This is a genomic window from Tissierellales bacterium, assembly GCA_035301805.1.
Taxonomy (GTDB): domain Bacteria; phylum Bacillota; class Clostridia; order Tissierellales; family DATGTQ01; genus DATGTQ01.
In genome coordinates this window covers 1-11,335 of record DATGTQ010000192.1, presented here as the reverse complement: position 1 = coordinate 11,335, position 11,335 = coordinate 1, and the positions used below count along the sequence as shown (strand labels likewise).

At 30.9% G+C, this 11,335-nt stretch carries 12 protein-coding genes and 1 riboswitch; all 12 genes read right to left on the bottom strand.

Going from position 1 to position 11,335, the window contains the following annotated elements:
- Positions 1-384, bottom strand: a 384-nt coding sequence (locus tag VK071_10160) for a radical SAM protein (GenBank protein HLR35670.1), incomplete at its 3' end; no start/stop codon positions are given.
- Between the two features lie 41 nt (positions 385-425).
- Positions 426-2,315, bottom strand: a complete 1,890-nt coding sequence (locus VK071_10155) for a molybdopterin biosynthesis protein (GenBank protein ID HLR35669.1) — start codon at positions 2,313-2,315, stop codon at positions 426-428.
- Positions 2,316-2,328: 13 nt separating this feature from the next.
- Positions 2,329-3,555 (bottom strand): molybdopterin molybdotransferase MoeA, encoded by a 1,227-nt coding sequence (locus VK071_10150; GenBank protein HLR35668.1) that lies wholly within the window; start codon positions 3,553-3,555, stop codon positions 2,329-2,331.
- On the bottom strand, positions 3,542-4,189 hold the full coding sequence (locus tag VK071_10145; GenBank protein HLR35667.1) for an ATP-binding cassette domain-containing protein: 648 nt from the start codon (positions 4,187-4,189) through the stop codon (positions 3,542-3,544). The genes VK071_10150 and VK071_10145 overlap by 14 nt, the downstream gene beginning before the upstream one ends.
- Before the next feature lie 4 nt (positions 4,190-4,193).
- Positions 4,194-4,883, bottom strand: coding sequence for an ABC transporter permease (locus VK071_10140; GenBank protein ID HLR35666.1), 690 nt, complete (start codon positions 4,881-4,883; stop codon positions 4,194-4,196).
- A 76-nt stretch (positions 4,884-4,959) separates the two neighbouring features.
- Positions 4,960-5,865 carry a substrate-binding domain-containing protein gene (locus VK071_10135; GenBank protein HLR35665.1) on the bottom strand — a complete coding sequence of 302 codons (906 nt, stop codon included), beginning with the start codon at positions 5,863-5,865 and terminating at the stop codon, positions 4,960-4,962.
- 59 nt (positions 5,866-5,924) lie between these two features.
- A riboswitch (molybdenum cofactor riboswitch) is annotated at positions 5,925-6,043 on the bottom strand.
- The gene (fdhD, locus tag VK071_10130) at positions 6,012-6,821 is read right to left on the bottom strand and encodes a formate dehydrogenase accessory sulfurtransferase FdhD (GenBank protein ID HLR35664.1); all 810 of its coding nucleotides are present in this window, start codon (positions 6,819-6,821) and stop codon (positions 6,012-6,014) included. (Overlaps the previous riboswitch by 32 nt.)
- The gene (locus VK071_10125) at positions 6,814-7,410 is read right to left on the bottom strand and encodes a molybdenum cofactor guanylyltransferase (protein ID HLR35663.1); all 597 of its coding nucleotides are present in this window, start codon (positions 7,408-7,410) and stop codon (positions 6,814-6,816) included. The genes fdhD and VK071_10125 overlap by 8 nt, the downstream gene beginning before the upstream one ends.
- 9 nt (positions 7,411-7,419) lie before the next feature.
- A complete protein-coding gene (locus tag VK071_10120) occupies positions 7,420-7,908 on the bottom strand; it encodes a MogA/MoaB family molybdenum cofactor biosynthesis protein (GenBank protein ID HLR35662.1) in 489 nt (162 codons plus the stop codon).
- A complete protein-coding gene (locus VK071_10115; GenBank protein ID HLR35661.1) occupies positions 7,896-8,327 on the bottom strand; it encodes a ferritin family protein in 432 nt (143 codons plus the stop codon). The genes VK071_10120 and VK071_10115 overlap by 13 nt, the downstream gene beginning before the upstream one ends.
- Positions 8,328-8,412: 85 nt before the next feature.
- The gene (gene fdhF, locus VK071_10110) at positions 8,413-11,091 is read right to left on the bottom strand and encodes a formate dehydrogenase subunit alpha (GenBank protein ID HLR35660.1); all 2,679 of its coding nucleotides are present in this window, start codon (positions 11,089-11,091) and stop codon (positions 8,413-8,415) included.
- A gap of 18 nt (positions 11,092-11,109) precedes the next feature.
- The coding region (locus tag VK071_10105) for a Fe-S-binding domain-containing protein (protein HLR35659.1) at positions 11,110-11,335 on the bottom strand (226 nt) is incomplete at its 5' end.

The window sequence follows — 11,335 nt, the reverse complement described above, 5'->3', positions numbered from 1 at the left end:
AAAATATTTTTCTTCATCTAAAGTATCCAGACTTATATTAACTCTATTTAAGCCTGCATCTTTTAAATCCTTTGCATATTTTTTCAGTAATAGACCATTTGTAGTCATAGCAAAATCTTTTACTCCATTTAAACTTCCTATCTTTCCAACAATAGGAAGAATTCCATTTCTAGTTAATGGCTCTCCTCCAGTTATTCTAATTTTATCAATACCTAAGGATACAAATATTTTAACTATCTCATAAATTTCTTCTACTGTTAATACATCTTCATGCTTTACTTTACAAATACCTTCTTCTGGCATACAATATCTACATCTTAAATTACATAAATCAGTAACAGATATTCTAAGGTAATTAATTTTTCTTCCATAAGCATCTTTCATTGAACCACCTACTTTATATAAAGTATCATAATTTTTTATAATTATACAATAATTATTTCCCCAATATTATCAAATTCATAGCCACCAAGATCAGAAACCCTTTCTTTAAACTCTTCTGACTTTAATACTGATATAAACCTTTTTACTTTCTCATCTTCAAGTAAAGCATAGGGAACTAGGAAGTCATAATCTTCAAGAGCTAGATTAACAAAATCTAAATCTAAAGCTTTCGCTGCAGAAAATATACCTAATCCTACAGTAGCAGAGCCAGTTTTTACTACTGTAGCTACTGCCATATGGGTAGTCATTTCTCTATCATACCCTTGAATATCTAAAGAATCTATATTTTCTTTATTAAGATAATAATCTAAAAGTATTCTTGTACCAGCCCCTTTTTGTCTATTTACAAATATTACATCATCCTTCGTTAAGTCTGTAAAATTTTTAATATTCCCTTTATCACCTTTTCTCACCATAAATCCTTGTTGTCTTTTTACTCCTTTTATAAGGGCCATTTTTTCTCCTTGGAAATACTTTCTAATATAACTTATATTATATTCTCCTGTCTCTGTATCTAATAGATGGATTGGGGCTATATGGCATTCTCCTCTTTTCATAGCCAAAATACCTCCCATACTGCCTACATGACCTGAAGTTAAACTCATCATATCTCCTATAATATCCATTATTAAATCATGACTACCTATAGAAAGTAAAGTTTCACGAATTTCACTAATAGGTTTTAACAATTTTACATCTACTTGATTTCCCGCTTCTACCCCTTCTAAATTCTGAGGAATTATTCCTATACCATCTGCTTTAACTAAACTCATAGTTACACCTGCACCACCAGATAAAGGTGTAGCTACTAACTTATCTTTTACATATCCTAAATTAACCCTTACCAATTCTTTATTTTTTAAAGATGAAACTATTTTCTTGGAAATAGTAGCTTTAACTATATTGGCTTTCTCTTCTTTTTGTCCTATACTTTTTAATAATAAAGGCTCTACAAAAGTTTCAAAGACTAGATAAGCAGACACTGGATAACCTGGTATTCCAATTACAGGTTTTCCATTTATTATACCAAGTATAGTCGGTTTACCTGGTTTTAAAGCTACACCATGAACTACTACTTCACCTAATTCTTCAATTACTTTAACTGTATAATCCTTTGTTCCAGCCGAAGAACCAGCAATTATTAATACAAAATCATTTTCTTTAACACCTTTTTTAACGGCTTCTTTAAGAACTTCATAATCATCTTCTACTGGACTATATCTATTTGGTAATCCACCATTTTCTTTAATTAGCCCTTCAAATACTCTAGAGTTAGAATCTATTATTTTTCCTCTAGCTAAATCCCCAATATTCTCTATTATTTCTGTACCAGTTGGTATAATTCCAACCTTAGATTTTTTATAGACTTTTATACTTTCAATTCCTCCTGAAATCATGGCACCTAAATCTATAGGTCTTATTTTATGCTTCGATGGAATTATCATTTCAGTAGCCACTATATCTTCTCCTATAGGTCTTATATGTTGCCAAGGATGAGCTCCTTTTAATATTTTTACATTTCCATCTTCTGTTTCTATTACATCCTCAATCATAATAACAGCATCATAAGGATCAAATACTACATTTCCAGTATTTACGTATATAAAATCTTTATCTTTTTCTAAGATTTTAGGATTTGTATCTGAGGCTCCCATAGTTTTTAAAGATTCTACTAACATTCCATCCATAGCTGCAGCATTATAATTAGGTGAAGAGACCTTTGCATATATAGCTTCAAAAGTTATCCTTCCTAAAGAATCTGTTATGTCTATTTTCTCCCATTGAGGATTTAAACCTAATTTTTTATAATATATTTGTTTTGCCTCTTCCGGATCTTTATTATCGATATAAGTATTTCTTACTTTTTTCATTTTCTTCAACTCCTTATAAAAAAAAGACTTCTCGCCTTTCTCCTTTATAAATTCCTTCTTCATAAGGTTCAATTACTATATACCCATCAGAATTAGAGAGCAAAGAAATCATTCCCGATTTTCCAAAGCTTGGAGTAGCATAAATATTGCCATCCCTTTCTTCCAGTTTAACCATTTGATAAGTTTTTCTTCCTGGTGAAGAAGGAAAATTAAAATCAATTATTGCCTCAGTTTTTGCTACATATTGTTTAATATTCATTTTTTCATAAATATAATTCTCTACAAAAGTTTTAAAAACTATAATTGATGATACTGGATGTCCTGGAAGACCGAAAATTAATTTATTTTTACCTTCTCCTATTATAGTTGGTTTTCCTGGTTTAATAGCTACACCGTGGACGAAAACTCCTTCTCCTTCCAAAGAATTTATTACTTTATGTGTATAATCTCTAGTACCTACGGAACTACCTCCTGATATAAGGACTATATCTGAGGAATCAATAGCTTTTTCTACTTCTTTTCTTAATGATTCATAATTATCTTTTACTATAGTCTTACCTACAATTTCTCCCCCTAATTTATTAATAAGAGCATATAAAGCATAACCATTAATATCTCTAATATTTCCCATAGTTAACTCTTCATCTAAATCTATTATTTCATCTCCTGTTGAAATAATATAAAATTTTGGTTTTTTATAAACTTTTACTTCCGATATGCCTAAAGCTGCCAGTACACCTATAATTTCTGCTGTTATTTTCCTACCTTTTTCTAAAGTTAATTCTCCTTCTTTTATATCATCGCCTTTTAAAATAATATTTTCTCTATAAGAAATAGATTTATAGACCATTAATGTTGAGTCATCTAGTTTTTCTGTATTTTCTATCATCACTACTCCATCTGCCCCCTCAGGAATCATTCCTCCTGTTGGCACGTATACCGCTTCTCCATTTTTAACTGTATAGGCAGACTCTTTTCCCATTTCAACAGAACCTATAATATTAAATAGACTAGGTATAGATTCAGAGGCACCATAACTTTCCTTACTTTTAATAGCATAACCGTCCATAGTTGAACGATTAAATTGAGGAACGTTTTCCTTAGAATATATATTTTCACCTAAAATCCTATCTACACTTTCCAGTATAAGAACCTCTTCTACATGGAAAGTCGTATCCTCAAAATGTTTTAATAGCTTTTCTCTACCTTCCTCTACTGATACTACATCAAAAAAATCCATTTCTATAACCTACCTTTCCTTTGTCAAGAAAAAGAACCTTATCACATATTCTTTCAGACTGATCCATATTATGAGTTACTATTAATACTGTACCCTTAGTTTCCCTATTATATCTTATTATCTCTCTTTCCATTACTTTAATTGACTCTGGGTCAATATTAGAAGTAGGTTCATCTAGTAATAATAGTTTTGGATTAAATATTAAAGCCCTTGCTAAAGATACTTTTTGAGATTCTCCTCCTGAAAGAAGATGAGCCTTTTTATTCTTTAATTCTTCAATTTCTAACCTTTTTAAAATATCTATTGCTCTTTCTTTTCTATTCTCTTTTTTAATATTTCTTATTTTCAACGGATATTCAATATTGTCAAAAACCTTTCTTTTGAAAAGATAAGGTTTCTGCATAACTAAGGTCATCCTTTTGTAAATATCTCTATTAAGATATTTATTATCATATTTAATCTCTCCAGAAAATTCTTCATCTAATCCTGATATTATTTTTAATAATGTACTTTTACCAGAACCATTTGGCCCTATTATTCCTGTAATTTTACCTTCTTCTATTTCTAATCCATCTATATCTAATATTAATTTTTCTGAGTAAAATTTTTTTAAATTTTTTATAGAGATTTTCATGGTTTTAATCCTCTCCACTATATGAATAAATGACACTATTAATTCCAAAAGAAATAATCAATAATACAATTCCTAAAGCAATAGCCATAGGATAATCTCCCATAGAATTCATCATGGATATACTAGTAGTAATGACTCTAGTATGGCCTTTAATATTTCCACCTACAATCATAACCGCTCCAACTTCTGATATAGCTCGTGAGAAAGCTGTTACTATATTTACCATTATATCTACTCTCAGTTCTCTAATAATTAATATAATTGTATCAACTTTTCCTGCTCCTAAGGTTTTAGCAGTCTTTTTAATAAAGATTCCTCTATTTTTTGAAAGATTATAAGTAAGTCCTAAAATCAAAGGAGTGACTAAAAGAGTTTGGGCAATAATCATTGCTGTAGGAGTAAATAATAATTGTAAATTTCCCAAGGGTCCACTTCTAGATAAAATAAGTGCTACTACTAAACCTACAATTACAGAAGGAATACTCATAGAAGTATAAAGTATTCTTGAAAAAATTCTTTTTCCCTTAAAATCTTTTATTCCTAAATTTATCCCTAGAGGAATAAAAATCACGGAGGCAATTATAGTAGCTATTGAAGATACATATAAAGATAATAATATTATACTATATATTTCCTTATCAAAGCCTATTAACAGTTTAAAAGCTTCTTTAAAACCTTGTCCTATATATTCCATTACAATCACCTTTTAAATACCTTAGGCTGCACCTAGAGATGCAGCCTATATTTTTATAGAACTAATTTCTTTTTAATTATTTTGCATTGGGTACAAATAATGGCATTCCAAATTCTTCTTGTCCATATTCACCTATTAATTTTTGTACTTCATCAGATAATAGCCACTCTTTAAACTTTTTAGCTCCCTCTACATTAATTCTATCTTTTTTATCTTCTGGCATCTTCTCCGTGTTTACAACAATTACTCCATATTGATTAAATAAATTTTCGTCTCCTTCTATGGCTATTTCTAAATCTAATGTATCCTTCATACTAAGATATGTAGCCCTATCAGTTATAGTATAAGCATTTTTCTCATTTGTTATTTTTAAAACATCAGCCATACCACTACCTGCTTCAATATAAAAATTTTTACCTTCTGGGTCTATATCTGCCTCTTCCCAAATACTTAATTCTTTTTTATGGGTTCCAGAATCGTCTCCTCTGGAAACAAATTCATATTCTTTTTCTGCGATATTTTCTAACCCTTCTAATATATTATCTGGTGTATTAGTTTTTAACTCTAAAGGGTCATCCTTAGGACCTACTAAAATAAAATCGTTATACATTACATCATCTCTACCTAAACCATAACCTTCATCTACAAACTCTTCTTCTGATTCCTTAGCATGTACCAATAATACATCTGCATCTCCATCTTTACCCATTTGTAAAGCCTTACCAGTACCTACTGCTACCACTTTAACATCTATTCCAGTTTCTTCTTCAAATTTTGGCAGTAAATAATCTAGGAGACCACTATCCTCCGTACTGGTAGTTGTTGATAAGATAATTTCCCTTTTTTCTTTTTCTTCATTTTCTTCTACTATCTTTTCATTATCATCAGCAGTACCTGCTGGTTCTTCTTTTTTACCTGTACACCCTGTAAATAATGAAAGCACAAGCAAAAAACTTAGAATAAAAACTAAACGTTTTTTCATTTGAATCTCTCCTTCTTAAAATTAGTTGGAGGTCCCCAAAAAAAGCAGCCCATGAAAGGACTGTTCTTCACAGTTTTCCTTTCCAAACACGGGAGGCATAAAGATTTCTCTTTATACCCATAGGCATAAGTTTCATAAATATAATTTTAGAAAATTATGCTCGGAAACCTTGAATAAATATTCATTTTTTCTCCCCTTACAAATCCTATTAAAAGAATTTTTAACTCCCTAGCCATTTCTACAGCTAAATTTGTAGGGGCTGATTTTGAAACTACTACTGGTATTTGATTCTTTGCTGCCTTAATAAGTATTTCTGAAGATATTCTCCCACTAGTTAAAACTATTTTATCTGTTAAAACTACATTTTGAATTAAAGCTTTTCCTATAGCTTTATCTAGGGCATTATGTCTACCAATATCTTCTTCAAATATTATTATATCATTAAGATTTGCTATAGCACAACTGTGAACCCCACCAGTATTCAAAAAAAGTTCTGACTTCTTATTAAACTGTCTCATAAGTTTTATTATATCTTTTGACTTAATAGATAAGTTCTTATTAATAGCTTTTGTTTTAAAAGAGTCAATAACATTATAAAAAACAGTACCTTTTCCACATCCAGAGGTTATAGTTCTTTTCCCATATAATTTTTCAGCTAATTTTTTTTCTTCTTTTAGATAGATATATGCAATGCCTTTTTCTTCGTCTATTCTTATATTCTTTATATCAGAAAATGACTCTATAAATCCTTCTGAATAAAGAAAACCTACTGTTAAATATTTAAGAGATTTAGGACTACATAATAATGTTAATAGTTCTTCATCATTTATAAAAATCGTAAAAGGATATTCTATTACTACTATATCTTCTAATGTAGAAATATTTTCTCCTTTTATTTTATTAATTTCATACTTTTTAGTTCCTTCCACATTATCTACCTCAATATTCTTATTCATAACCTTTTACAAAATTCTCTAAATCTTCTTTTGTATTTAAATTAAGAAACATTTCCCATTTCGGACTGAACTTTCTAGCTTCTTCTTCTTTTATATAATGGACATCTAATTTTTCAATAAGCTTATTTACAGAGGAATCTCCATTAGATAGGTATTTTTCAATATCCGAGATCATTTTACGTGAGTAAAAGCCATTAAAAGGTTCTACCCATGAACCATATTTTGTAAAACAGCCTTTTACCCGTAAATCTTTTATCTTTTCTTTCATATGCCTAATATAATCTAATTTTATATTAGGCATATCACAGGCAACAAAATATACATATTGACTAGTTGCCTCCATTAAACCTGCATGGATCCCTGCTAAAGGTCCTTTATCCGTATATATATCCTTGGTCATTTTATCACAGAGACCTATATAATATTCCGGTTTATTAGTTACAACAATTATTTCATCAAACTCTTCTCTTAGTTTATTTATTATTATTTCCACTATTTTCCTATTATTTATCTCTAGTAGTTGCTTATCAAAGCCCATTCTAGTACTTTTTCCTCCTGCCAATACTACAGCAGTTCCAAACTTTTTCATAGGCATCCCCTACCTTGCACATTCATCTGCTTTTCCTGTTAATATTTCTAAACCGTGATGAACACTGTCTATTATATAATCTAAAGATTCTTTTACAGCCTTTGGACTACCTGGTAAATTTATTATAAGGGTTTCTCCCCTTATACCAGATACTGCTCTTGAAAGCATAGCCCTTGGGGTAATGCTGAGGCTATAATATCTCATAGCCTCAGCAATACCATTAGCCATTCTATCACAAGCCTTTATAGTGGCATCAGGAGTTACATCCCTTCTACTAAATCCTGTTCCTCCTGTAGTTAATATTAAATCTAAATTTAAATCATCTGTCATATGAATTATCTCTCTTAACAATATATCCTCTTCATCTGGGACTACAATATGCTCTTCAACTTTATATCCTTTTTCATCTAATATTTCAGCTATCAACTTTCCACTTAAATCTTCTCTTTCTCCTTTAGAACCTTTATCACTTGCAGTTATTATTCCTACCCTAAACATTTTTTACCCCCCCAAGGAAGATTCATATATTCTTTCATTCGTCTATCATATTCTTCTCTAAATATTTTTTCATGTCCTTCTTCCCATTTTGCCATTTTTTCAAATATAACCTCAGCATCTTCGTTTTGAACTTTTTCTGCTGCATTTCTATAAAACTCTCCATAATCCTTTTCTATTAAATAAGCCATTCTAAGTATTGTTATATCGGGAATATTAGATTCAGTTAATATTTCAGATATATGTTCAGATTTTCTTCTTTCTTCAAAAATATTTTCTTTTTCTATATCCATCATTTCATGATTTAAATCAAAAAAATCAGTGTCTAAATAATTTTTTAGCTGTTCTTTTAAAAAATAATAATGCTCCATTTCAACTTCTGACAATTTCAAAAATACATTTTTGACGTAGGATCTGAAAATCTTTTAGCATTTCCCTAAAAAATTTGCTCCATCAAGTTCCATTTGCATAGCATATCTAATTATCTGTTCATAATTTTCCATGAAATCAGCTCCCTAATTTTTCTATTTTTACAGCAGCTACTTTTAGTTCTGGAATTTTTGCTATTGGGTCTAGTTTAGTATTAGTTAAATAATTAGCCGCACCTTTTGCAAAATGGAAAGGCATAAATAATACATTCTCATCAATTATATCCGTAATTTTTACTAATGTAGTTACTTCTCCTCGCCTAGAGGATAATTTAATTTCCTCACCATCTACTATACCTAATTTATTAGCTGTTACCTCATTCATTTCCACATAAGAATGTGGCGACATCTTATTTAATCCTTCAACTCTTCCTGTCATAGTTCTAGTATGATAATGATATAAATTTCTCCCAGTAGTGAATATATAGGGATATTCTGAATCAGTTTTTTCTGCACTGCCTACATGAGCAATAGGCATAAACAAACCTTTTCCTCTTGATATAGCCGTCTTATGAAGATATTTAGTGCCTAGATGTTCTTTACTTGGACAAGGCCATTGTAATCCATCCCCTTCTAATCTCTCATAATCTATACCTGCATATTGAGGTGTAACAGCACCTATTTCGTCCATTATCTCTGAAGGATGATAATATTTTTTATAATAACCTAACTTATTCATAATTTCCATTATTATTAACCAATCTGGTTTAGAGTCTCCAATGGGCTCAATACCCTTTCTAACTCTTTGAACTCTTCTTTCTGTATTAGTAAAGGTACCATCTTTTTCAGCAAAGGAGGCAGCTGGTAAAACTACATCTGCCATTTCTGCAGTTTCCGTTAAGAAAATATCTTGAACTACCAGAAAGTCTAAATTATTAAGAGCTTTTCTAACATGGTTTATATCTGGGTCTGAAACCATAGGATTTTCTCCCATTATATAAATAACCTTTATATTTCCTTCTTCAGCTTCATCAATTATCTCTGGTATAGTAAGGCCTACATTAGTTGAAAGGTTAACCTTCCATTCATCTTCAAAAGCTTCCACTACTTCCGGTTTAAATACTTTTTGATAGCCTGGTAAATCTGCCGGTAATCCCCCCATATCACAAGCACCTTGAACATTATTTTGTCCTCTTAGGGGATTTATTCCTGCAGATTCTATTCCCACATTACCACAAAGTAGTGCAAGGTTAGATATGGACATTACAGAATTGGTACCTGTTGTATGCTGAGTAATACCCATAGCATAGAATATTCCCGCTTTATCAGCCTCTGCATATATAGTTGCTGCCTTAACTATATCTTTTCTATCTACACCACATATTTTTGCAACCTTTTCAGGAGTATATTCTCTAACAGTCTCTACTAATTCTTCGAAATTTTCTGTTCTTTCATCAATATAATCCTTATCAAGCAAACCCTTTTCAATAATTACATTCATCATACCATTTAATAAAGCTATATTAGTTCCCGGTTCTATTTGTAAAAATACATCTGCATATTCTACTAATTCAATCCTTCTTGGATCCGCTACTATTAATTTTGCTCCTTTTTTCTTTGCCCTTTTCATATATGTGCCTATTACAGGATGATTTTCTGTTGTATTAGAACCTATAACAAACATAGCATCTGTATCTAGTATTTCTTCTATACTATTGGTCATAGCACCACTACCTAATGTTGTTGCAAGCCCTGCAACTGTTGATGAATGTCAGAGCCTAGCACAATGATCCACATTATTAGTTCCTATTACTGCTCTAAATAGCTTTTGAAAAAGATAATTTTCTTCATTGGTACATCTTGCAGAAGTTAACCCTGCAAAAGCTTCAGAACCATATTCTTTCTTAGTTTTATTTATATTATCTACAATAACTTTATAAGCTTCTTCCCATGTAGCCTCATGAAACTTTCCATCCCTTTTTATAAGAGGTCTCTTCAATCTGTCGGGATGATCTATAAACTTATAACCAAATCTTCCTTTTACACATAAAAGTTCTCTATTCGCTGCTCCATTCGCTGGCTCTACTCCTACTACCTTATTGTCCTTTATTAGCAAATCCATTTGACATCCTACACCACAATAGGAACATGTAGTAGTTACTTTTTTTGTTTCCCAGTATCTAAACTTTTCTTTTGTCTTAGGCATTAGTGCACCTACTGGACAAACAGCCACACAATTCCCACAAGAAACACATTCAGATTTTGCTAAGCCTTTATCAAAAGGAGCAACTACCTTTGTGTCAAATCCCCTATTTTCTAAACCTATTGCATTAGTCCCTTGTAGTTCTGAACAAACCTTAACACATTTACCACAAAGTATACACTTATTAGGATCATAGGTATAGAAATGGTTAGAATTATCTATTGGGGCATTCCTTTTTTCCCCTATATAGCTTCCTTCTTCTATTCCATATTCGTAGGCATAATCCTGCAGCTTACAATTCCCAGATTTTTCACAATTAAGACATTCTAAGGGATGATTGGAAACTAATAAATCTAATAAATCTTTCCTAGCCCCTATGACTTTTTCACTATGGGTATTTATAGATATATTATCTTCTATTTTTGTCGAACAGGCAGTCACCAACTTATTCCAACCTTCTACCTCTACAAGACATAATCTACAAGCTCCTTCAGACTTTAACCTATCATCATGGCATAGAGTTGGAATCTCTATGCCTATATTTTTACAAGCATTTAGTATCGTTGTCCCTTTTTTCACCTTATGCTTTTTCCTATTTACTATTATTTCAATCAATTTTACCCAGCTCCTACCTTACTTTTTTCTAGTATCTATTTCTTCTATCTTAGCAATAATATCATCTAAGCCTAAGGCTTCTTTCCAAGTAGCTTCATAAAATCCATTCTCATCTTTTTTATAAGGAACTTCTGGTTCATCTAGATACAATAACTCAGTAGTTAGCCTTCCTTTTAAGCAAAGAGGTCGTCCATTAGATGGTGATTTGGCTCTAACAGCTATATTATTATTATTTTTAGACAAG

What these genes read in the sequence shown, in the direction of transcription:
- fdhD (HLR35664.1), bottom strand. Translation starts at nt 6,821, where the DNA reads ATGAATAAGAATATTGAGGTAGATAATGTGGAAGGAACTAAAAAGTAT.
- VK071_10140 (HLR35666.1), bottom strand. Translation starts at nt 4,883, where the DNA reads ATGGAATATATAGGACAAGGTTTTAAAGAAGCTTTTAAACTGTTAATA.
- VK071_10135 (HLR35665.1), bottom strand. Translation starts at nt 5,865, where the DNA reads ATGAAAAAACGTTTAGTTTTTATTCTAAGTTTTTTGCTTGTGCTTTCA.
- VK071_10155 (HLR35669.1), bottom strand. Translation starts at nt 2,315, where the DNA reads ATGAAAAAAGTAAGAAATACTTATATCGATAATAAAGATCCGGAAGAG.
- VK071_10145 (HLR35667.1), bottom strand. Translation starts at nt 4,189, where the DNA reads ATGAAAATCTCTATAAAAAATTTAAAAAAATTTTACTCAGAAAAATTA.
- VK071_10125 (HLR35663.1), bottom strand. Translation starts at nt 7,410, where the DNA reads ATGAAAAAGTTTGGAACTGCTGTAGTATTGGCAGGAGGAAAAAGTACT.
- VK071_10120 (HLR35662.1), bottom strand. Translation starts at nt 7,908, where the DNA reads ATGTTTAGGGTAGGAATAATAACTGCAAGTGATAAAGGTTCTAAAGGA.
- VK071_10150 (HLR35668.1), bottom strand. Translation starts at nt 3,555, where the DNA reads ATGGATTTTTTTGATGTAGTATCAGTAGAGGAAGGTAGAGAAAAGCTA.